The sequence below is a fragment of the Clostridioides sp. LIBA-7602 genome (genome assembly GCF_056688945.1).
On sequence record NZ_CP196991.1, the window covers coordinates 2,107,650 to 2,130,412 of the forward strand.

Sequence of the window (22,763 nt, forward strand, 5' to 3'; positions counted from 1 at the left end):
AAAATAAACTTTATATAAAAAGGCATGGGACCCGCAGTTTCCATGCCTTTTTATTAAAATTTATTTTAGAATGTTAAATACTTATACCTATTATTTTCTCAATTCATATTGATAACAAGGAACATTTTTTACAATACTACCAGCATGAATTTTTTTAATGTATTTTCCTGTGCATTTGAATCCTAGTAAATCTAATGATTTTGTAGAATTTTGATTTTCTTCGTATGTTATCGCAATAATTTTATTTAAGCTTAATTCTTTAAATCCATACTGTATTACTCTCTTAGTTATCTCAGTCGCAAAATCATGACCCCAATAGCTTGGGTTGATACATATACCTATTTCTGCTTCTAATGCTTTGGGATTTATATTATTAAACCCCATATTTCCAATAACTTTATTATCTTTTTTATATACTATAGCAAAGTGGCCGATTTTTCCTTTTTTATAAGGATTTAGAAAAAAAGATTTTATAAACTTTCTTGTGTCTTCTAAAGATTTATGCTCATTAAATGGTAAGTGTTTTACTACTACTTTATTTTTATAGCAGTCAAAAAAATCTTCAACATCATCTAATGATGCAGGTCTTAGTATACAGTTTCTAGTTTCTAAGATTTTCATTTGAGGATATTCAGAATCAGACATTTCTAATCCCCCTTTATACATTAATCTAAATATACTGTTCATATTTAAAATACGATATTAATTATATAAATGTTCTCAAATTAACCTTATTTTTATTTTTAATAAAAACTAGTTTATTATATGAATCTTTCAAACTTACGAATTTATCTCTATTTTTCATATTAATTTACTTGTGATACATACTCTAAATTACATGTTATTTGAAATCATATTTAAAAATTCTTTCGTTGCTAAAGATAAAGATATATCCTTTAGATGGCAGTATCCTATACTTCTCTTAGGTATTGGCTCTTTTATATCCAATTTAAACAATTTTCCGCTTTCCAAATAGTCTATGCTGAATTCTTCTATAACACAAGATACACCTAGATTTATGTACGCAAATTCTAAAAGTAATTCATGAGAACCCAATTCTATGTCTGGATTTAGTTTTATACCTTTTGATAAAAAATATTCATTTACATACAGTCTTGAATTTGCTTTATTTTCCAACATTATTAAAGGCAACGTATTTAATTCTTCTAGTGATATTTTTTGACCTTTGTATTTTATGTAATCATTTGCACATACAAATATATCATGTATTTCAATACATTCAACAATATTTAGTGAGTCATCTTCTATTGGCATATTTATAATTGCTATATCTATATTTCCATCTTTAAGTAAAGATATAAGTTCTCTACTCGTTCTATTTATTGTAGATACATGTATATGTGGATACTTCTTATGAAAAATTTCTAAATATTTTAATAAGAAAAAACGTGCAGCTGTATCCCCTACTCCTATTTTTAGAGAACCATATTCTAATTTTTTAAACTTATTTATTCTATCTTCTCCAGATGCTATTAGCTTTAATGCAGTAGTTACATGTTCACTTAGAATTTTTCCCTCTGGAGTTAATTTTACACCTTTATTATTTCTATAAAACAGTATAGTATCCAATTGTTCTTCTAATTGTTTTATTGACTGACTTACAGCTGGCTGTGACATAAATAATTCTTTGGCAGCAAGAGAAAAACTCTTATTACTTGCAACTGCATTAAAAATCCTATATAGTTCAAGTTTTATATTCATATATAATTACTCCTTATGTCAAATATTAGTATTATTTATTTTACTTATAATCATATTTGAATTATAATATACATGGTACTAATATGACAATATTAATTCTTTAGGAGGATTTTGAATAATGAATAGATTAGTTGGGACTGTTTCAAGAGGGGTTAGAGCGCCTATTATAAGACAGGGAGATGACTTAGTTAAAATAGTTGTTGATTCTGTTTTAAATGCATCAAAAAGTGAAAACTTTGAAGTTAGAGACAAAGATGTAATTGCAGTTACAGAAGCTGTTGTAGCTAGAGCACAGGGAAATTATGCTCATGTTGACAATATTGCAAAAGATGTAAAAGATAAATTTGGAGATGATACTGTTGGTGTTATATTCCCAATTTTAAGTAGAAATCGTTTTGCAATATGTTTAAAAGGAATTGCAAAAGGATGTAGAAAAGTTGTATTAATGTTAAGCTACCCTTCTGATGAAGTTGGAAACCATTTAATAAGTATTGATGAACTTGATGATAAGGGAATAAATCCTTGGTCAGATGTTTTAACAGAGGAAAAATATAGAGAGCTATTTGGCTATAACAAACATACATTTACTGGTGTAGATTATGTTGATTATTATAAGAATTTAATTAAAGATTGTGGTGCAGAAGTAGAAATTATATTTGCCAATAATCCAAAAACTATTCTTGACTATACAACAAGTATTTTAACTTGTGATATACATACAAGACAAAGAACAAAGAGAATTTTAAAGCAAAATGGTGCTAAAAAAGTGTATTCTCTTGATGATATAATGACATCAAGTGTAGATGGTAGTGGGTATAATGACCAATACGGACTTTTAGGTTCAAACAAAGCTACAGAAGAAACAGTAAAATTATTCCCTATAAACTGTGATGAAGTTGTAAACAAAATTCAAGGTGACATAAAAGAAATCACAGGTAAAAATGTAGAAGTAATGGTTTATGGAGATGGAGCTTTTAAAGACCCTGTAGGGAAAATATGGGAGTTAGCTGACCCAGTAGTATCTCCTGCTTATACAAAAGGTCTAGAAGGAACTCCAAATGAAGTAAAATTAAAATATTTAGCAGATAATGATTTTGCTGACTTATCTGGTGATGAATTAAAAGAAGCTATTTCAAAATACATAGTTGAAAAAGATAACAAATCTGATGATTTAACAGGAAATATGGTTTCTCAAGGTACTACTCCAAGAAGATTAACAGACCTTATAGGTTCTTTAGCAGATTTAACATCTGGAAGTGGAGATAAGGGGACTCCTATTATTTACATACAAGGATATTTTGATAATTATACAAAATAATATTTTTTAATGAGATTTTATTTCTCTATATTAGATTTAAAATCTGTTAAAACCTCTTAATTGATATATTTTACTACGTATCAATTAAGAGGTTTATTTAATGACTACAGAAATGACTATAATTAAGATATGTTTAGATTATATAAACATTCTTATTTAAATTTATATAATTCTAACTCTTACTTATTTCTGAAATAATATTATTTTTTAAAATTTGTCTTACTGGAATAATAACTGCAACAATACTAATGACAATATTTAAAACAATCATACCTATATATAGAAAAGTATTTATTTCAAAGATTGGATTTATATATAAATATACACGTTTTACCATAAAACAAATCATAAATTGTCCAATAATGCTTCCAATTATCATTATAATACTTGCATATAATCCATACAAGAAACCTTCTCTCATCATCATAAGTAAAAACTTATTATCTGTAATACCCATAGCTCTTAAAATTCCAAATTCATGTCTTCTTGAAAAAACTAAGTAACTTACTGTATTTATAATATGGAACAAACTTATTGCAAGAAGTACAAATACAATACCATATATAAATAAAAGTTTTTGATTTAAATAAGTATTATTTTTTTCAATAGCTATAGTATAATCTGTTACAATACATCTCTTTATATTATTTACAACACTTTTTATATTCTCAGATAATTCTACGCTGTTACTTTCTTCTGTCTTTTTTATACTTACTGAATTATAATTTTCAATATCGAAGTTATTCTTCATTTGTTCATTTGTCATAACTATATCCATACCATAATCACCAATAAAATACATGTTATTAGCCATTACACGTTTTACAGTAGCAGCAACTACAAACTCTTTTGTTGTATAATCATTCTTATTTTCTTCTTTAAATTTAACAATTTCACCTGTTGGCTTCATTGTTTTTGGTACTTTAACCTTTATCTTATTTCCTGGTTTTATATCAACTGCATCATACATACCAGTTCCATCCATAGGTAATCTAACTATAACTTTATTATTTTTGACCATATCATCATGATTAATTTTTCCATCTATAACATAAGAATTTAGCCCTTCTAACATTCCATTGTTATATCCATAGATATTTGTTTTTAAGAGATACCCACCTTCACTTTGTTTTGTACAAATACCATTAAAAAAATTCTTTATCCTATAATCTTTTTCAAGAGGTTTAAAGAAGTTTTTCCAAAATAGTTGTTCTTCTTTAATTTGTATAGCTCCAAACAAATACTTCACTGGATAAACTCGGGATACTCCCTCTACCTCATTGAGTCTTGAAATTTTATCTTTAGGGATACCTACGTCAAAATCTGTTGTTTGCATAGTTATTTGATAATCAGAATTTAAACCATCATCAGCTTTCATTGTAAGCTCATTATTATTTTTAGTAAGTTGTATTGAGTAGCTAGAACATAGAAAAATAATCCCACCAAGTGACAATGAAAATAAAATGCCCATAAACATTCCTTTTTTTTGAGTCATGTATTTGTGAGATAATACCTTTGTCATATTAGAATGTCTTACACTTTCTAAACTTCTTTTTTGCTTATTAGTAACTTTAAAATTTTTCATAGATTCTATGCTAGAGTATTTATTCAATTGATGAACAACACGTATAGTAATTAAAATTAACAGTAATAAGATAAATAAAAATCCTAAATAAATAGATTTTTCGCTTATGAAAAACGCTCCTGGAGCAATGTCACTACTCAAAAATATATGCGGAAATTGTTCATATATTGTAGAAGCTATTCCAATACCCAAGATACAACCTATAGGAAATCCAATAATAAAAAGTAAAAATAACTCTAAAAATAGTAAGAATAAGAGTTGTCTATTATTGGCACCTAATACTTCTAAAACTCCATATTGTGATATTCTTTGAAGTATTGAAACATGGAAAATACTATATACTGCTGCTGCACCAAATACTCCAACAAGTAAGATAATTGCATTTGTATTTAGCTCTAGATTTTTCAAAAACTCAAATATATTATATTTTTCTATGCCTTTTGGAGGCTTTACTCCAAATTCAATTGATAAATGCCAGTTTACACGAGCGTTTTCTTTTGATATATTGAATTCTTTCATAAATTTAGAGTTTTGCTTATTTATATTTTTACTTTCATCATACTTTACATAAACTAAATAAGAATCATCTTCTTTAGGCTGGGAATAATCATTTACAAATCCTTGCATATCAGTTTTTGGATTTGAAAGATTTGATAAAATACCACATAATTTATAGGTTTTCCCACTTAATTTAACTGTAGTCCCAATCTCTTTTTTTATATTTAAGTTATTTAGTGAATATGTGTCAAGTGCTATCTCTCCATCTTTACTAGGGAGACTTCCCTTTAATAATTTCCTACCTGTCATATCTAGATACGATAAATCTGCATTTAAAAATTCTATAATAAAAGGTTCATCTATCTGAGATTTAGTGTTTGTAACGCCAAGTTTGTCTATAGTGTATTTTTTTGACTTTTTATTTTCTTTAATCTTTTCTAGTTGTTCCTTATCTACCTTATAGTAAAAATGAAAATCTCCACTATCTTCCCTTATCTTTTCGATTGTACTTTTGTTTGCACTATGAACTAGAGAACCAATCCCTGTCAATAGTGCTACTGATAGTACTATACTTAAAACTATAGATATAGATTGTTTTTTATAATGTTTAATATATTGAATTGCAAATTTTATTAAAGACATCATAGTACTCCACCACCATTATTCACGACAATTCCATCCTCAATGTGTATAATTGAATCACATACCTGGGCTATATTTTCATTATGTGTTACCATAATTATCGTTTGGTGAAATTTTGCACTACTTTCTTTTAATAAACATACTACTTCCATTGTAGTTTTACTATCGAGATTTCCTGTTGGTTCATCTGCTAATATAAGCGCAGGTTTATTTGCTAAAGCTCTAGCAATTGCTACTCTTTGCTGTTGTCCACCAGAAAGCTCACTTGGGAACTTTAAACGCTTATCCCAAATTCCCAATGTATTCATCAGCATTTCAATATATTCATGGTCTACATGATTTCCTTTATCTAATGTAACAGGAAGGGCTATATTGTCATAAGTGTTCAGTACTGGTATTAAACTGTAGTTTTGAAATATAAACCCTATATTTCTTCTTCTAAATATTGTTAAATCTTTTTTGCCTATTTTAGATATGTTCTTTCCTTTAATTATTACATCACCTGATGTTGGATTATCTAATCCACCTATAATGTTTAATAATGTACTTTTACCAGAACCAGAAGTTCCAACTATAGCAGTAAATGTAGCTCGTTCAATTTCTATGCTTACTCCATTTAAAGCTTTAACTGTAGTCTCATCTTTTCCATAGTGTTTTACTAAATTATTCGTCACTAATATACTCATTTAATTTCTCCTTTCAGTACAGATATATGTTCTTATAAGATATTGTAAGTGACGATAATTACACTCATCCTACAAAGTTAATTTAAACTCTTACAATTTTGTAAGAATATACTAAAACAACTTCCGCTTCCCAACTTAGATTCTACTATAATATTCCCGTTTTCTTTTTCCAAAATTAATCTTGCAAGATACAGGCCAATTCCTGTTCCATTTTGATTTTCTACATTCTTACTTCTATAAAACCTTTTAAAAACATCATTTAACTCTTTGTTATCAATACCTATTCCTTCATCTTTAATAGTAATTTTAGTATACAATTCCATTTTTATTACAGAGACAGTAATTATGCTGTTTGATGGTGAGTATTTTATTGCATTTTCTAAAACATTTACAATTGCTTCTGTAGTCCATTTTTTATTATGAACCAACTTTATATCTGAAAATGGTTCTAAATTTATCCTTATCTCTTTGGCTTCTGCTTTATTAAAAACAGTACTGATACTTTGAAGTATAGTATCTTTGATTAATAGTTCTTCTGTCTCAAATTTAATGACTCCATCTTCTAATTTAGTCATCTTAAATAGAGATTGTAATAACCAATCAATCTTAAAGGTTTCATTTTTCATCTTTTGTAAAAACTCTTTCTTCTGTGATGTAGAAATATTCATATTCTCTAGAAGTTCACAATAGATAGTTATATTTGAAAGTGGAGTTTTTAATTGATGTGACATATTTGAGATTAAACTTTTAATTGCTTCTTTTTCTAATTTTGACTGTTCTACTTCTATCTCTATCATGTCTTTAACTTTTTTTACTTGGTGAGAAATTTTTGATAATCTTGTATCTTTGGTATCTGAATAAGTAACTTCTTTACCTTCCAATATCTGATTTAACATTAAACTCAATTCATCATATCTATTTTGATTTTTTTTAGTGATTATTATATATATAGCCACTGTGCATACTATAAAAGCTAACACTAACATCTTATTCTACCTCGTTCCATAGATATCCCATTCCATAAGCTGTTTTTATATATTTTGGATTAGATGGGTCATCTTCTACTTTTAACCTAAGTCTTCTTATATTTACAGACACAATATTCTCATCAACATAATTTTCTTCACTATCCCAAATATGATGTAAAATTTGTTCCTTTAATAATATTTGACCTTTATTTTCAATTAGATAACTTAGAAGTTTGTATTCTACAGAGCTAAGCTCTAAATATACTTCATTTTTATATACTCTAAGTAAGTTTTGGTCTAATTTTATTCCATTAGAATATATTATTTTATTATTTGATTTTTTTCTTATTGCTACTTTAACTCTTGCCTTTAATACAGATAAAGAGAATGGTTTTGTAATGTAATCATCAAGCCCTATTTCTAATCCTTTTACTTCGTCAACTTCTGAGTCTCTTGCAGTAAGCATTATAATTGGTATGTCTGATTTTTCCCTTATTAGTTTACACACATCAAATCCATTTCCATCTGGAAGATTACAGTCTAAAATTATAAGGTCTATATTTTTATTGTTAAATACATGCAATCCTTCTTGTCTTGTATAAGCCTTAAATACATTAAATCCATCACTTTCAAACGCATAAAAAAGACCTTCGTTTAAATTTATATCATCTTCAATAATTAATAAGTTCAATTTTACACTCCTTTAAATTTTTTAGATAAATAATTATTTTTGTCTTGTTATAGTTTTAATACACATTTATTTTGCTAAAAAGACTGTAATTAAATTTGTTTTTTCAAATCTAGTTACAGTCTTATACATTGTATTTACACATTCTTAGAATATTCCCTATAAAACATTTTGATTGATTCTAAATTATCATTAGTTATGATAGGTACACCACTTGCACTTAAACACTCAGATAGAAATTCAATACGCCTGAAATATTTTTCTGCACTATCTTTAAATAATACAGGGTCTAGCCAAATATTAATTAAAATTATAAATACTTCAGATACTTCATCTGGATAATCTGTTTTAAAAATACCTTCATCAATACCTTGTTTTATTAGGCAAGATAATAAAGGAGTTACTTCAATAGTAGATGCGCGTATGTTTTTTATAAAAAAAGCTGGTTTTTTTTGACTGCACATATAATCAATCAATTTTTTTCTTATTTCTGAACTAGATATATGTAAGATAAATTCAGATACTTTTCCTCTAACAGTCAATTTAGGATTGTTTAATATTGACTTTAGATTTTCAACCTCTACTCTTAAACTATTTAATATAATCTCTTCAAACAATATTTCTTTGTCTTTAAAATGATAATACACAGCCTCTTTAGATATATCAAGAGTATCAACGATTTGTTGCATAGTTACATCATCATAATCTTGTTCTTCAAATATTTTCCATGCGACTTCTAATATCTGATTTCTTATTTTATCAGAATATTTATTTCTTGACATATAAATTCACTTCTTTCTTTATAAGTTTATACTAATCATTAGTATATTAATTATAATAAGATTCTTTACAATATGTCAACACACTCCATTTAAAGACAACAAAACGTATCTACTCCTAAATTTTTTAATATTAATATAATTTCCTTATAAAAATATTATAATCAATTATATAGTTATACATTCCTCAATTTAATTACACTTAAATTGAAAATACAACGTTGTTCTTATATAATTAAATTATACAACAATAATGATATATTTTTTAAGTATATTTTTACTAGGGGGAATAGAGATGAAAAGGGTTGATGAAAGAAATACTATGTTTGCAAGAGCAAACTATAAAAAGGATAGTACTGCTTATAATGACTATTATAAAAAAAATCCTGAGAAAAAAGAAATTGATGATAGTATAAGAAGTAGACCCAATTTATGTAGTGAAGGGACAATGACTTACAACAAAGTAAACTCTCCAATGGCAAGTAGTGCATTTGATTTTTTATCTGATATAAAATCCTTATGTGAAGGAAAAGTTTCTGACACAAAAGTAGATGTAGATGCAAAATCAATGACAAAAAAAATAAAGGGTCTTGCAAAGCAATATGGAGCTTCTGTAGTTGGTATAACTAAATTAAGAGACTATCATATTTATACAAATAGGGGGAGACATGAAGAAAATTATGGAGAAGAAGTTAATCTAACTCACAAATACGCCATTGTGTTTGGATGTGAGATGGATAAAGAAATGATAAATAGAGCTCCAATGATATGTGAAGTTATAGAAACATCAAAGTGTTATGTAGATGCTTCTATTGTTGGAATGATTTTAAGTTACTATATAAGAAACTTAGGATATGATGCTAGAAACCATATGGATGCTAATTATTTAGTAATGCCTGTTTTTATAGCTCGTGATGCTGGTTTAGGAGATATTGGAAGAAATGCTATACTTACAAATAAAGATTATGGCTCTAGACTTAGATTAGGTGTTGTTACTACAGACATCCCACTTTTAGAAGATGAATATGTTGATTTTGGATTAGAAGATTTTTGCAAGGTCTGTAAAAAATGTTCTTTTAATTGTCCTTCTCATTCACTTTCTAATGATATTAAGATTGGTAATGATGGGAAGTATAATTGGGTAATTGAACATGAGACATGCTATATTAAATGGAGATATTTAGGTACAGATTGTGGTATGTGTATATCTGCTTGTCCATTCAGCCAAAATCTTGAAACTATAAAAAACACCACTTCTTTTAAGGGTAATAATGAGCTTATTGAAAAAGCTTTAGATGAGTATACTTCAAAATTTGGTAAACGAATATTTATACCTGGAAATCCTTCTTGGTTAAAATAATTATATTTAGTCAAGAGTCTGTCCTATGATAAATTCTAGGACAGATTTTTTATTAAACATATAAATTGTTAGATATTTTTTCTTATCTATAACAATTCATCAATATTTTAGGTTTATAATTAATTTTATAAAATGTCAAACAAAAAAGGAGTAAATGTATGGAAAAAATACTGGTGGTGGAAGATGATACTATATTAAATAAAACTCTATCATATAACTTAATTGAAGATGGATATATTATTACTTCAAAATTTACGGCTATCTCTGCATTAAAGTCTATTAATGAATGTAAATTTGACTTAATTATTTTAGATGTAAATTTACCAGATAAAAGTGGATTTGAATTATGTAAAGAAATCAAGGTAAATTTTGATATACCAATAATTTTCTTGACTGCTAATGATATGGAATATGATATGATTAAAGGCTATGAACTTGGAGCTTTAGATTATATAACAAAACCCTTTAATATCAATGTATTTAAACAGAAAGTAAAAGCTCTTTTAAATCATATTAAAACAAAACAAAAACGAGATTACTATAATGATGGATATCTTGAAATTAATTTTTCTGAGTTATCGTCCAATATAAATGGAAATCAAATTATATTTACGCCATTAGAATATCGTACCTTAAAGCTGTTTATTGAAAATCCTAAAAATATCTTAACAAGAAAAGTACTTTTAGAAAAGCTCTGGGATATAGATGCTAACTTTGTAGATGAGCACACTTTAACATCTGTTATAAGTAGGATTAGAAGTAAGATTGAAAAGGATAATTTTCAATATATTAAAACAGTATATGGCATGGGGTATATGTGGTTAGGAGAAAAAGGAGAAAGAAATGAATTTTAAAAAACTTTCTTTTAAATCTATTTATTTAATAATTGCCATTAGTATAATTTTTACAGCCATTTTATTTAATGTAGTAATTTATATAATAACTTATGATTTAAAACTCGTTGCCTTGTTATTACTATATACAATAGTGCTTTGTGGATTTATAGCATTAATAGTATTTTTACTTCATAAAAAAATAACTGTGTTTTGTTCTGAAATATGTCACACTTTAGATAATATGATGAATAGTGAAGCTAATACTGAAATTGCATTAGAAGAAGAAACCATTTTATCACGCATCAACCATAGATTAGTTAGAATGTATGAGGTTATTCAAGAAAATCGTCATAATATTGCTATGGAAAAAGCTAATTTACAAGAATTAGTTTCTGATATATCTCACCAAATTAAAACTCCTATTGCAAATTTAAAGATGATTAATACTACCCTACTCAATCAAAGATTTAAAACAGAAATTCAAAATGAATTTTTGATGGATATGGAAGGTCAATTAGATAAGTTAGATTTTTTGGTGCAGTCTATGGTAAAAACATCTAGGCTAGAAACAGGTATAATTACATTATCAAAAAAGAAGAATTTAATTTATGAAACAATTGCTATAGCACTTAGTGGAATTTTATTTGATGCTGAAAAAAAGAATATTGAAGTTACAGTTGATTGTGACCCAGATTTATATCTAATTCATGATAAAAAATGGACTTCTGAAGCTATTTTTAATATATTGGACAATGCTGTAAAATACACTAATTTTAATGGAAAAATACATGTATCTACAGAATGTTGGGTTATGTATACCAAGATAGATATTATTGATAATGGTAAAGGAATATCAGAAAGTCACCAAGCAGAAATCTTTAAAAGGTTTTATCGTGAGGAAGATGTACATGATATAGATGGTATTGGAATAGGTCTATATCTTTCAAGGAAAATTATATCTTTGCAAGGTGGATATATTAAAGTTACATCAGATATTGGAAAAGGCTCTACATTTTCTATATTCTTACCAAATAAATAATTCTTTAAATATTTTATTTGTGATAATTCTGCAACATTTTGATTTTATACTGTTCTTATAAGATATAAAGGAGGTTTTATGATGAGTATTTTACAAGTAATTGATTTAAAGAAATATTATGGTAAAAATTCAAACATTACCAAAGCTCTCGATGGTGTAAGTCTATCTATTGAAAAAGGTGAATTTATCTCTATTGTAGGTACATCTGGAAGTGGTAAATCAACATTATTAAACATGATGGGAGGGTTAGATAATCCTACATCTGGAAAGATTATTATAAGAGGTAAAGAATTATCAAATATGACTGATGAACAACTTACAATTTTTAGACGTAGAAATATAGGTTTTATATTTCAAAATTATAATCTTGTTCCTTTGCTTAATGTATATGAGAATATTATTTTACCAATAGGGTTAGATGGGGAGACCATAGATAAAGATTTTATACATGAAATTATAAGTATGCTTTCTCTGGAAGAAAAACTATATGATATACCAAGTAATCTTTCTGGAGGACAACAACAACGTGTTGCTATAGCTAGAGCACTTGTAACAAAACCTGCTATTATACTAGCAGACGAACCAACAGGTAATCTTGATAGTAAAACGAGTACAGACGTGTTAGCTTTACTGAAAATGACAAGTGAAAAATTCAATCAAACAATTGTAATGATTACTCACAATAATGAAATTGCTCAACTAACTGATAGGATTATTCGCATTGAAGATGGAAAAATTGATAATTAGGAGGTGTAATATATGTTTAAAAATAATAATCGTGCCTTTATAAGAAAAATAGCTTTAAATGATTTAAAAAGTAATAAACTCAAAACATCTCTTTCAGGTATTATTATAATGATTTCTACATGTTTACTGTTAACAGTAGCCTTAGTTTCATATAATGGTTCTGTAGATTTAGTTAATGCATCTCCATATCATGCTATATATAAATCTGTAGATGAAAAATCAAAGAACATACTATATCAAGATAAAAATTTTAGTGCTGTAGGAATATACAAGTTACTTGGAAGTAATAAGAAGACAGATTATATGATGTCAACTATTTATGCAGGTGACATGGCAATTAAACTTATGAATTTTCAACCATTGAAAGGTACTATGCCTAAAACGAAAAATGAAATTGCTATTTCTGAAAAATATTTACAACAACTTGGTTTAAATAAAGATATTGGAGACAGTATCAAATTAAATTATCGTGATAACATAACAAGCAAAGAAATACAAGATAATTTTATTATTGTTGGTCTCTTAGAAAATTATTATCAAGATAAGGCTAAACAATATTATACAGTTGTTTCAAATGAATATTTTAAGAATACAACTTCTACATCTTTACAAAATAAAAGTAGTAGTTTTGATGAGACAAGACCTGATAGTGTAGACATATTAGTCAGATTATCAAAAGAAAATACAAAGAAAGATTCAGCTTCTATTAAGACACAATTAAAAGATATTGGTTTTTCTTTAGGTATTGAAAAATATAAAATATATTTAAATGATAAATATATTGAATCAAATTTAATTGATAATGAACAGATTATTACAGTTTTAGCAGTTGGAATGGTTATTCTTTTTTCTAGTATTTTTGTTATATATAGTATATTTTATGTTTCAGTTGTTAATTCAGTTCAGATGTATTCTAAGTTGAAATCTTTAGGTATGACTTCTTTTCAGTTAAAAAAGATTATTTCTCTACAAGGAAATATTTTATCGGTTATTTTTATTCCATTAGGTGTCATTACCTCCTGTATAATTACTTACATAATTCAACCATTAGCATGGCAGATGATAGATGATTTATTTATAATCTTAATTTTATCACTAGTAATGTTTTTAACTGTTAGAATTTCTTTACATAAACCAGCTAGAATTATTTCTAAAATATCTGCTATTGAAGCCATGCAATACACAGAAACTAAAGTTAGAAAAAAAATCAAAAATTTTAATTATATAAATATTAAAAATTTAGCATTAAAAAATATTGAATCAAATAGAAAGAAAAACCTAATTGCATTAATTTCATTAAGTATTAGTGGAGTTTTATTTATTTCAATTGCTAATCTTGCTAATTCAATAGATTTCAAAAAACAGTTGTCACAGCAATTTGTATATAACGAAAATTATATTGTAAGCGTTAAAAGCGATAACTTATATGAGCGCATTACACAAATCCAGCAAAATAACCCATTAACAGATTCTCTTAAAAATGAAATTGAATCTATTTATGGAGTAAAAAAAGTAATTGAATCTAAATCAATTAAAGTTAATATTATAGACCCTTACATCAAAGATAAAGATAATAGACAATTTACTACTTTAATTAAAGGTATTACACCTGAACTTTCAAAATCATTTGAAAAATACATTGTCAGTGGAAAAATAGATTATAAAAAACTCAACTCAGATGATTTAATTATAAATAAGTATAGAACGAAATCCTATGGATTAGATTTAAAAGTTGGAGATACAGTTACATTTGATATTTTTAGTGGAAATGATATTATTAAAAAGCAAATGAAGGTCAAAGGAATTATTGACAATTCTAATTCAGGAAATATGTTTTTTACTTCGGATAAGACCTTAGAATCTCTAACACCATATAATACAAATTTAGATTTTTCTATTTTGATAGATAAAAAGTGCTCTAAAGAAGTTGAAGAAAGTTTATTAAACATCATACAGAAAAATTCAAGTTTAATGATTTATTCATATGAGGATGATTATGAAATGATTACTAGAGCATTTCAATATATAGTTATAACTTCATACATTTTTGTTGGTCTAATCTCCTGTTTTGGTATACTAAATATGACCAATATTCTAATAAATAGTGTTTTAATTAGAAAAAAAGAGTTTGCCTTACTTCAAGCTGTTGGAATGACAAAAAAGCAACTTCGAAAGATGCTTTACAGAGAAGGTCTAAACATAAGCATCAAAGCTGTATGTATTTCAAGTTTATTAGGTTATTTGGGTTCAGGCCTACTTTGTACTTTTATAAAAGATGTAATTAGATTAGATTTTATTAATTTTAAATTTTCTATATTTACTATTTTAATTTTTTCATTTGTATTAATTGGTATACAAGTTTTAACAACTGAATTACTTGTGAGAAATATAGAAAAAAAATCACTTACAGAACGCTTACGTTCTCAATAAAAAACAAAAAATATGAGTTGCCATCAGTCTATAAATAGATAATGACAACTCATATTTTACTTTAAATGCTTTTCTTTTTATCTGATATTTCATATACATAGTCTTCTGTTGAATTAATATTTTTTTCTCTTCTCTTTTTAGAATCAATTAAAACAAAATACAGTATAAAACCTACAACAAGTCCCCATGTTCCTCCTTTAGCAGCAATTACACCTCCCATAAGTCCAATCAATCCTTTCTCTACACCAGTATCACATAGTTCCATTGATAACTTTGTACATAAATAACCTTGAACTAAAAGTGTGACTGATAATGCTAATGGTATAAGAGGAGTAGCAATCTGTGCAATTGGGTAAAAACATATAAAAATAGCTGAAACCCATACTAATGTACCCATGCCACTAAAAATAGACTGCATCGCTTCTTTTCCAACCTTATACCTTTGAGCAACACTTCCAGTAAGTGTTGCAGCCAATGGGCCACACATTGGTATATATGGAGAAATAACTGCCATAATAATGTTTCTTATACCACTTATAACATTAGACCTATTTGAATTGAAATCTATATATTCATCTTTTCTATTTTCACTTTCAGAGAGTACTAAGTTTTCACCTGTTATGAAATCACCAAATGCAATTATGTATATCATAAAAGCCATTGGTAACCCTTGTATAAATAGCATCATGCTCGGAAAACCTATTCCAAAAGGAGACACTGTATTTATAAGTTTTTTTAAGTCTACTATATAAATTATATTATCAAAGCTAAGATTAGGAATTCCTATTTCCTTACTAAATATACCTACGATTAAACTCACTAAAATGGCTGATACTACTCCATATTCTCCTAAATGAAATAAAAATTTATTCTTAACTTTTAGAGTGTCAAATCTTTCAGAAAACATTACAAAACATGCAACTAATATTCCTACTGTTATAGCTATTGGGTAAGAATCAAATCTACCTTTAGGGCTAAATTCTGATATTACAGTAGATATACCAACCCCCATTAGTATCCCACCTTTAATAGAATTTGGTATTTTACTAACTAATTTACCAGCTACACCAGTTAATCCCATCAAAATAAATATAATTCCTAAATCTATTTGCAAAGCTGTCAATGCTTGTATTCTTTCAATACCTATGTTGAACTTTAACAAATATGCAGTTGTAAGAGTTATAGAAGCTGTAATCCAACCAGGTACAACTGGGTCTCCCATAAATACATGTAAACAGTATAATATAGAGTTGATTATAGCCATACTCCATGCTACTTCATAAGGTAATCCCAAAATTTGTGTACTAAGGCCAATAGTTCCTAAACTCGTCATACTTGATATTATTCCTTGAATAGCTTCTGGTTTCTCAAATCTGTAATGTATAAATGGAATTCGTATTTTGAACATTCCAAATTTTATATGGGGTTGCTCTCTTCTAGTGAGTCTTTCCATAAATTCACTCCACCTTTCAATAACTCTTATAAATTTACAACCTTATAATTGTTTATAAATTATCAATGTCGTTAAAACTAGTATATAACATGCAAATTACATAAACAATAAATTAAATTTATAAAATTGATAGATTTTGTGCATATATGGAAAGCCATGTATATTTTTAGTTGTTTATATTACTTAATATAGGTTCTTTATAAAACTCAATAGTTCTTTTCCATGATTCAAACTGTCCTTCTGTATTTCCTTCTATAGTCCCACCTGAAGAAAAGATTCCTCCACCCATATTTACACATAATGTCTCTCGTAGAGGTATAATATATGGAATTGGTAATGGATGTCCCATATTATTATATGTTAATAATTCTACTTTATATGGATAATTATTTTCTTCAAGTATTTCTAATGCATCCAAACAAGCATCATAACTATTCCATATATTATCTTTTTTCCCAGCAATCATAAGTATATCTGCTTTAGAATTTTCTATTTTTATTCTAGCATTTTCTTTATTATCTGCCCTTTCAAAACTTTTCTTATAAGTACTAGCAAATCCAAAAGTAATTCCTTTTGATATATCTTTTTCCTGCTCTTCAAAAAATATATCATTATCTACATTGATATATGGAATTGGTTCTCCTTTATATGACCATGATGAAGTATCCTTTCCATTCAGCATTCCATTAAGAGCTTGAAAACAATAAGTATGAGGTTGTGATACTACCACTTTTTTGATTTGTTCATATCTTGAAGCAAGTAAAAGTGCTAATTCTCCACCCTTTGATGTTCCATGTACAAAGATTTCTTTAGTATTAGTAATTTCATTTTCACTAATCCACTTAAATACTTTTTCAAAATATTCTAATGGAACTTCTTCTAACTTATCTGGTAACCCTTCTAAAGCAAAGTATGCAACTGTTAGTACATTGAATCCTCTAGATGCAAGTGGAGCGGCTAAAAGGTCTAAAGCATCTAAACTCCCATCAGAACCACCTAACATTAAAATTGTTTTATTATTAGAGTTTTGTTTATAAAATAACCTTCCTATAAATTCATCAGATATGTATTTTGTAGTAATATCTTCTGTTTTAAATAATCTCTTCAATTCAACTTCTTTTCTTTCAGTAGTAGTTTCAAATATCATATTCATGATTATTGGTTTATCAATAGATATATTTTCTGCAAAATTTTTACCTTCAGTTTTAGATTTTTCCAGCGAATAAATTAATCCCATACAGTCAGCCTTTTTATAAGTGCCTTCTATAGGTTTAACAGAATCTAAATCTACTTCTCCTTTTTCGTTTGAATAAAATACTCCATAAGATGAGAATTCTTCTCCCTTACACCATGGAAATTCCATTTTCATACTCACTTTAAGTTCAGTATTTGGTGTTAAATCTGAAACCATAATCTTCATTCTTTCATCTACAAATGATTCTAAATTGTATACATTTATTTTCATAATTCATTTCTCCTTATAATAATTATTTGTGATTTGCATATTTAAAATATTTTATTCAATACAATATGAATCATTAAAATTAAGACATCATATTGACTATTTTATTATAGCAATCCACTTTTATTTTGTCAATATAGTGTCTTTTATTTTCAATTTAAATTATGTCTAACATACTACTTTTGTTTAAAATTAGCACAAATAAAAACCACTCTTTTTAAAGAATGGTTTTTGATAAAGGTTATTTTTTATTTATAAGTTTATTTCTTAATTTAAATTTATATAATTTGATGTTTTTATTTAATATTTAATGAAATTATGCATTTGCAAAAGTATATATAGCATTAATTCTTGCTATATATAAATTTTCATCACTGCATCCAATATATTTAGCATATTTTTCTATCTTTTCTTTTGCATTTTCAACATCACTTTCATCACTCTCCATTAACTCATTTATATAAAGGTCCATTAATGAGGCTTTATAATTTTTTATATCATAGCCTAAAAATTCAGTTAATCTCTCAATTTCCTTACTAAAATCTCCATCTTCTTTTACCAAGAATTCGTATACATCTTCTCTATATGGATTTAAAGTTATTATTTGTTTTACGACCTTACATTCATCAGCCTTCCCAATAAAACCATCTTTATAATTATTAAATAATGCATTAGATTTTTTTATAGACTCTTCATCAATATAGGAATGTACCTCAGTTACTCTATTTTCTATAAGAGCATCCACGACAGCATAATGAATTTTAAAACAATCATTATATAAATAATTACTCATTTTTTTTACGGTTGATTCAATTTCTAAAAAGCTAGCATGACCGTTTTTTTTATTTTTATTTGGAATAATAAAAGTTTTATTCAAATTATTAAAAAGTCTCTTAAAATCCAAGTATTTTTCGCAATAAACACTTTTAAAGGTATCGATATCTATAGTTATAATTCCAAAACTTACTATAGTTTCAATGCCTTTCTTAAAAGATTCCTCTATATATTTTTCTCCTAAGTTTAACCCTCTATCTGATATTTGTTTTAGGTTTTGAAAATTATTTAAACAATCCCTCTCAAAGTTTTTAGAAATTTCTAAAGCGTATAGTTTAAAGATTTTCCTTATCTTATTATAATTATTTTTCGTATCATCAAATCTGATAATAGCTCCATTTACATCAAAAGTAATCATTGAGTTTTAACCTCCCCATTAGTTTCATCAATAAAATAAATTTAATATAAACTTTATAATCATAATATTAAACTTATTTATACTATAATTATTAATTTGATGATAAAAGCTATTTTCCTTCTAAATAAAAAATTTGTCTAAAGTTTTTAAAAAAATTAGACAAATCTTAGATTATTATTCTTTAAATTATTCCAAATACGCCAAATAATATTGGTATAAATATGGCTGGCAATAAATTTGCTACTTTTATATTTGTTAGTTTAAGTACATTTAAACCAAGGCCTATAATCAGTAAACTTCCAGCTGCTGTCATCTCTGTAACTACAGGGTCACTTAAGAATCCATTTAGAAAAGATGCACCTACACAGATAATACCTTCATATAAAAATACAGATATTGCAGAAAACATTACACCTATACCTAAAGAAGCAGTAAATATAATAGAAGCTATACCATCTATTACGGATTTTACAAATAAAGTATCATGACTTCCTGTAAGACCACTTTCAAGCGAACCAACTACAGCCATAGCTCCTATACAAAATAATAAACTAGATGATATAAAACCTTCTGCAATAGAATCCTTTTTATTTCCTTTAGAAAATTTGCTTTGTAAAAAAGCTCCTAACTTATTTACCCATTTATCTATATCTATTAATTCTCCTATTAAAGCACCTATAGCTATAGATATTATTGTTACTAAAGTATTTTTTCCTTCTAAAGCTCCTGATATACCAATATACAATACACACAAAGCGATTCCATTCATTATGGTATCACTTACTCTTTGAGGTAATCCTCCCTTGATTATAAGACCTACTATACATCCACCTGCAATGGCTAAACTATTTGCTATTACTCCAAACATTTTTTCTCCCCTCGATTAGCTAATTAAGATTTGCTTCCATTATAAAAACTTAAATATCAATACTTTGTAGCGGATATTTTAAATATTCCAAAAATTCTTCAAAGCCTTTTCTAGATATATTTACAGTTTTAGTATTTATATTTGGATGAAAATTTAAGTAATCTTCTTTAATTACATCCTTGTCTATGTAAAGCTCCACTTTTCTTTCTGTATCATTTATTAATGAAAAAGGATTTACACTTCCAGGAAGAAGTTTAAGTACATTGTATAATCTTTCAGGCGAAGCAAATGATAATCTAGAACTTCCTATCTTATCTTTAAGTGAGTTTAAATCAACCTGTTTTTCTCCTTTAACTACAATAAGGTAATACTTATTTCCTTTAGCATTTCTTAAAAATAAATTTTTACATTGACATCCTTTTGTTATTTCATCTAAAATGACTAGTTGTTCTGCTGTATATACAGCTTCATGTTCTACCACATCATATTCAATATTTAATTTGTCCAAGACATTATATATTTTAGTTTCATTCATATTCACTTCATTTTCATCTTGCTCTTTCATAATTTTGTCTTTTAAATCACTCATATTTCTCTTTTCTCCTTAAATACTTTGTTATCTTTAACCCTATTTGCGATATTATTCTACGATAGCTATCGCTCTTACTGGAGCACCATCGGCATCATTATACTTAAATGGAGCTGCTATAAATAGAAATTTTTCTGGAACATTTTCTAGATTTGTAAGATTTTCTATTATTATTTTTCCTTTTTCAAATAAAATATGATGAACTTCAAAAACTGATGTATCATATCTATCAACTGATAGCATGTCTATACCTATACCTTTTATATTAGTATCAGCTATATAATTTGCAGCTTCTTCTGTTAATGTAGGGTAACCTATATAGTACTGCTTTTTATCCCAAAACTTTGACCAACCTGATTTAAATATTATAAAATCACTATCTTTTATTTCATCTTCATATTTTTTTAGATATTCTAACTCTATATTCTTATTACCTTTTTCAAGTTCCAGTACATAAGCGTTTCCAACAAAATTTTCTATATCCAATTTATCTAGGGTCTCACCTTTAGTATACATATGTCTTGGTGAATCCATATGAGTTCCGTTATGAGAAAATACACTAATCAATGTTTCTTGATAACCATTTTCTTCAATAATTGCTACTTTTTTGATGTCTGGTCTATTAGGCTCTGCATATACAGGCATGTCATTATGTGTCACATGAGTTAAATCAAAAACCTTCATCTTTATATACCCCCTATGTTTTATTTTATATTATATACCTAAATTCATTTTATTTCTATCAGATTTTATTCCATTATATACCATACTAATATATATTTTTTATAAATTTCAATGGATTTACAGAAAAATCCTGAAAGGAATTATCAGTAAATATAACATCTTCTCCCAAGAAACGTTTGTATCTTCCTTCTTCTTTTTTTAACGTAATTCTTTGTTTCTTTGAATGATTGTTAAAAACCATTATTTTAAGTGGAGATTTTTTTCTATTTGTCTGTACTCTTTTTAACATGTATTTTATGTGCATATCAGCTTCAGGGAATGAATATCCACAAAATATTAAAAGGTCAGTTTCTCTTAAAGTTTTTTCTGTTTCATTCCATACATTACTTAAAAATATATTTGACATATTCTTAAAGTATGTTGGTGGAACTATAATAGGTTCTGTCAATTCACCACATTCTAGACATTTTGTCTCTGAACTATTTTCAATAAGTTTCATGACACCACCTTCATGTGGCGTAAGGGTTACACTATTACAAATAGGGCAATAAAGCCAATTTAATGACCCATGTACCTTATATAATTTTATTAGTGGTTCTTTTGGTTTTCTCCAATTTATTTCTTCTTTAAAATTAGTAAATTCTACACCGTAATCAAGCATAATTGGTGAATTATTTTTATCTCTTAAACCAGTGACTGTATTGTCTATATGTATATCATAATTTGCACTAATAAAAGTGGTGTCAAGAAGTAAATCGTTTTCTAAAAGATTTTCAACTAAAAGTTTATGATATTTATTGTCTGTTCTAGGTGTATTATGAATTGCTTCAGCCATTAACAGTATTAAATATTGTCTTAAAAAACGTATACTATCACTTCTGTTATTTAGATTCTCTAAACCAAAGTTTCTAAAAGCCTCTCTTCTTTGTTCTGCTAAATCTAAAAGTCCTAAAACTTCCTCAAAGGTAGGAAAGTTTGCATTATCTAGATTATCTTTCACTATATCAATATTGAACATCTGTTTAAAAAAATTATATAATTCTCTATTCATATTGGTATTATAGTTTTTAGGATTTAGCTTTTTAAAGTACTCACTAAATAATTCATTTTGAATAGGTAAATTTTCTGCTGCTGAAGCTCCTGCTCCCAAAAATATAGCTATTTTCATATGATTCCTCCTAATATAAATATTACTACTATTTTTTTATATCTATTAA

Annotated in this window: 20 protein-coding genes; 6 read left to right on the top strand and 14 right to left on the bottom strand. The window is 26.8% G+C overall.

Translation table 11 applies throughout. The annotated features are described in order from the left end of the window. Positions 1-90: 90 nt before the first annotated feature. Together ACTG45_RS10075 and ACTG45_RS10080 are read right to left on the bottom strand one after the other, a co-directional pair. Positions 91-645: a GNAT family N-acetyltransferase gene (locus ACTG45_RS10075; protein ID WP_021384710.1), complete on the bottom strand. Its 555-nt coding sequence runs from the start codon at positions 643-645 to the stop codon at positions 91-93. A 189-nt stretch (positions 646-834) separates the two neighbouring features. Then, on the bottom strand, positions 835-1,722 hold the full coding sequence (locus tag ACTG45_RS10080; protein ID WP_479918755.1) for a LysR family transcriptional regulator: 888 nt from the start codon (positions 1,720-1,722) through the stop codon (positions 835-837). Positions 1,723-1,840: 118 nt separating this feature from the next. Between ACTG45_RS10080 and ACTG45_RS10085 the strand changes: the two genes are divergently transcribed. Further along, complete coding sequence (locus tag ACTG45_RS10085; RefSeq protein WP_021384737.1) at positions 1,841-3,040, top strand: coenzyme F420-0:L-glutamate ligase; 1,200 nt, start codon at positions 1,841-1,843, stop codon at positions 3,038-3,040. A 172-nt stretch (positions 3,041-3,212) separates the two neighbouring features. Here the strand turns inward: ACTG45_RS10085 and ACTG45_RS10090 are convergent, their stop codons facing one another. From ACTG45_RS10090 to ACTG45_RS10110, 5 genes are all read right to left on the bottom strand, one after another. After that, positions 3,213-5,768: an ABC transporter permease gene (locus ACTG45_RS10090; RefSeq protein WP_479920266.1), complete on the bottom strand. Its 2,556-nt coding sequence runs from the start codon at positions 5,766-5,768 to the stop codon at positions 3,213-3,215. After that, positions 5,765-6,451: an ABC transporter ATP-binding protein gene (locus ACTG45_RS10095; RefSeq protein ID WP_021384753.1), complete on the bottom strand. Its 687-nt coding sequence runs from the start codon at positions 6,449-6,451 to the stop codon at positions 5,765-5,767. Before ACTG45_RS10095 ends, ACTG45_RS10090 begins: the two co-directional genes overlap by 4 nt. Positions 6,452-6,528: 77 nt before the next feature. Then, a complete protein-coding gene (locus ACTG45_RS10100; protein ID WP_021384724.1) occupies positions 6,529-7,437 on the bottom strand; it encodes a sensor histidine kinase in 909 nt (302 codons plus the stop codon). Position 7,438: 1 nt separating this feature from the next. Continuing rightward, on the bottom strand, positions 7,439-8,110 hold the full coding sequence (locus ACTG45_RS10105; RefSeq protein WP_479920267.1) for a response regulator transcription factor: 672 nt from the start codon (positions 8,108-8,110) through the stop codon (positions 7,439-7,441). Between the two features lie 134 nt (positions 8,111-8,244). Continuing rightward, positions 8,245-8,889: a TetR/AcrR family transcriptional regulator gene (locus ACTG45_RS10110; RefSeq protein ID WP_479918758.1), complete on the bottom strand. Its 645-nt coding sequence runs from the start codon at positions 8,887-8,889 to the stop codon at positions 8,245-8,247. 292 nt (positions 8,890-9,181) lie between these two features. Between ACTG45_RS10110 and ACTG45_RS10115 the strand changes: the two genes are divergently transcribed. The 5 genes from ACTG45_RS10115 to ACTG45_RS10135 all read left to right on the top strand — a co-directional run bounded on the left by ACTG45_RS10115 (position 9,182) and on the right by ACTG45_RS10135 (position 15,298). Further along, positions 9,182-10,246: a 4Fe-4S dicluster domain-containing protein gene (locus ACTG45_RS10115; RefSeq protein WP_479918759.1), complete on the top strand. Its 1,065-nt coding sequence runs from the start codon at positions 9,182-9,184 to the stop codon at positions 10,244-10,246. A gap of 158 nt (positions 10,247-10,404) precedes the next feature. Further along, positions 10,405-11,100: a response regulator transcription factor gene (locus tag ACTG45_RS10120; RefSeq protein WP_479920268.1), complete on the top strand. Its 696-nt coding sequence runs from the start codon at positions 10,405-10,407 to the stop codon at positions 11,098-11,100. Beyond that, complete coding sequence (locus tag ACTG45_RS10125) at positions 11,090-12,121, top strand: sensor histidine kinase (RefSeq protein ID WP_479920269.1); 1,032 nt, start codon at positions 11,090-11,092, stop codon at positions 12,119-12,121. The genes ACTG45_RS10120 and ACTG45_RS10125 overlap by 11 nt, the downstream gene beginning before the upstream one ends. An 81-nt stretch (positions 12,122-12,202) precedes the next feature. Further along, the gene (locus ACTG45_RS10130) at positions 12,203-12,868 is read left to right on the top strand and encodes an ABC transporter ATP-binding protein (RefSeq protein WP_021384725.1); all 666 of its coding nucleotides are present in this window, start codon (positions 12,203-12,205) and stop codon (positions 12,866-12,868) included. A gap of 12 nt (positions 12,869-12,880) precedes the next feature. After that, the gene (locus ACTG45_RS10135) at positions 12,881-15,298 is read left to right on the top strand and encodes an FtsX-like permease family protein (protein ID WP_479920270.1); all 2,418 of its coding nucleotides are present in this window, start codon (positions 12,881-12,883) and stop codon (positions 15,296-15,298) included. 61 nt (positions 15,299-15,359) lie between these two features. On the opposite strand, the gene ACTG45_RS10140 is transcribed toward ACTG45_RS10135, so the two are convergent. The 7 genes from ACTG45_RS10140 to ACTG45_RS10170 form a co-directional block, all read right to left on the bottom strand. Further along, a complete protein-coding gene (locus tag ACTG45_RS10140) occupies positions 15,360-16,751 on the bottom strand; it encodes a benzoate membrane transport family protein (RefSeq protein WP_021384708.1) in 1,392 nt (463 codons plus the stop codon). Between the two features lie 166 nt (positions 16,752-16,917). Then, the gene (locus ACTG45_RS10145; protein ID WP_479920271.1) at positions 16,918-18,216 is read right to left on the bottom strand and encodes an acyl-CoA thioesterase/bile acid-CoA:amino acid N-acyltransferase family protein; all 1,299 of its coding nucleotides are present in this window, start codon (positions 18,214-18,216) and stop codon (positions 16,918-16,920) included. Positions 18,217-18,529: 313 nt separating this feature from the next. Beyond that, entirely contained in the window at positions 18,530-19,405 is an 876-nt protein-coding gene (locus tag ACTG45_RS10150; RefSeq protein WP_021384715.1) for a hypothetical protein, read from the bottom strand. Positions 19,406-19,586: 181 nt separating this feature from the next. After that, positions 19,587-20,273 (bottom strand): DUF554 domain-containing protein, encoded by a 687-nt coding sequence (locus ACTG45_RS10155; RefSeq protein WP_021384712.1) that lies wholly within the window; start codon positions 20,271-20,273, stop codon positions 19,587-19,589. A 49-nt stretch (positions 20,274-20,322) separates the two neighbouring features. After that, positions 20,323-20,862, bottom strand: coding sequence for a prolyl-tRNA synthetase associated domain-containing protein (locus ACTG45_RS10160; protein ID WP_021384713.1), 540 nt, complete (start codon positions 20,860-20,862; stop codon positions 20,323-20,325). Between the two features lie 51 nt (positions 20,863-20,913). Next, positions 20,914-21,546: a cyclase family protein gene (locus ACTG45_RS10165; protein ID WP_479920272.1), complete on the bottom strand. Its 633-nt coding sequence runs from the start codon at positions 21,544-21,546 to the stop codon at positions 20,914-20,916. Between the two features lie 85 nt (positions 21,547-21,631). Further along, complete coding sequence (locus tag ACTG45_RS10170) at positions 21,632-22,714, bottom strand: SIR2 family protein (RefSeq protein ID WP_479920273.1); 1,083 nt, start codon at positions 22,712-22,714, stop codon at positions 21,632-21,634. Positions 22,715-22,763 lie beyond the last annotated feature (49 nt).

Bases quoted from the DNA above. Each gene is read 5' to 3' on its own strand.
- ACTG45_RS10075 (WP_021384710.1), bottom strand. From the start codon at position 645: ATGTCTGATTCTGAATATCCTCAAATGAAAATCTTAGAAACTAGAAAC.
- ACTG45_RS10080 (WP_479918755.1), bottom strand. From the start codon at position 1,722: ATGAATATAAAACTTGAACTATATAGGATTTTTAATGCAGTTGCAAGT.
- ACTG45_RS10085 (WP_021384737.1), top strand. From the start codon at position 1,841: ATGAATAGATTAGTTGGGACTGTTTCAAGAGGGGTTAGAGCGCCTATT.
- ACTG45_RS10090 (WP_479920266.1), bottom strand. From the start codon at position 5,768: ATGATGTCTTTAATAAAATTTGCAATTCAATATATTAAACATTATAAA.
- ACTG45_RS10095 (WP_021384753.1), bottom strand. From the start codon at position 6,451: ATGAGTATATTAGTGACGAATAATTTAGTAAAACACTATGGAAAAGAT.
- ACTG45_RS10100 (WP_021384724.1), bottom strand. From the start codon at position 7,437: ATGTTAGTGTTAGCTTTTATAGTATGCACAGTGGCTATATATATAATA.
- ACTG45_RS10110 (WP_479918758.1), bottom strand. From the start codon at position 8,889: ATGTCAAGAAATAAATATTCTGATAAAATAAGAAATCAGATATTAGAA.
- ACTG45_RS10115 (WP_479918759.1), top strand. From the start codon at position 9,182: ATGAAAAGGGTTGATGAAAGAAATACTATGTTTGCAAGAGCAAACTAT.
- ACTG45_RS10120 (WP_479920268.1), top strand. From the start codon at position 10,405: ATGGAAAAAATACTGGTGGTGGAAGATGATACTATATTAAATAAAACT.
- ACTG45_RS10125 (WP_479920269.1), top strand. From the start codon at position 11,090: ATGAATTTTAAAAAACTTTCTTTTAAATCTATTTATTTAATAATTGCC.
- ACTG45_RS10130 (WP_021384725.1), top strand. From the start codon at position 12,203: ATGAGTATTTTACAAGTAATTGATTTAAAGAAATATTATGGTAAAAAT.
- ACTG45_RS10135 (WP_479920270.1), top strand. From the start codon at position 12,881: ATGTTTAAAAATAATAATCGTGCCTTTATAAGAAAAATAGCTTTAAAT.
- ACTG45_RS10140 (WP_021384708.1), bottom strand. From the start codon at position 16,751: ATGGAAAGACTCACTAGAAGAGAGCAACCCCATATAAAATTTGGAATG.
- ACTG45_RS10145 (WP_479920271.1), bottom strand. From the start codon at position 18,216: ATGAAAATAAATGTATACAATTTAGAATCATTTGTAGATGAAAGAATG.
- ACTG45_RS10150 (WP_021384715.1), bottom strand. From the start codon at position 19,405: ATGATTACTTTTGATGTAAATGGAGCTATTATCAGATTTGATGATACG.
- ACTG45_RS10155 (WP_021384712.1), bottom strand. From the start codon at position 20,273: ATGTTTGGAGTAATAGCAAATAGTTTAGCCATTGCAGGTGGATGTATA.
- ACTG45_RS10160 (WP_021384713.1), bottom strand. From the start codon at position 20,862: ATGAGTGATTTAAAAGACAAAATTATGAAAGAGCAAGATGAAAATGAA.
- ACTG45_RS10165 (WP_479920272.1), bottom strand. From the start codon at position 21,546: ATGAAGGTTTTTGATTTAACTCATGTGACACATAATGACATGCCTGTA.
- ACTG45_RS10170 (WP_479920273.1), bottom strand. From the start codon at position 22,714: ATGAAAATAGCTATATTTTTGGGAGCAGGAGCTTCAGCAGCAGAAAAT.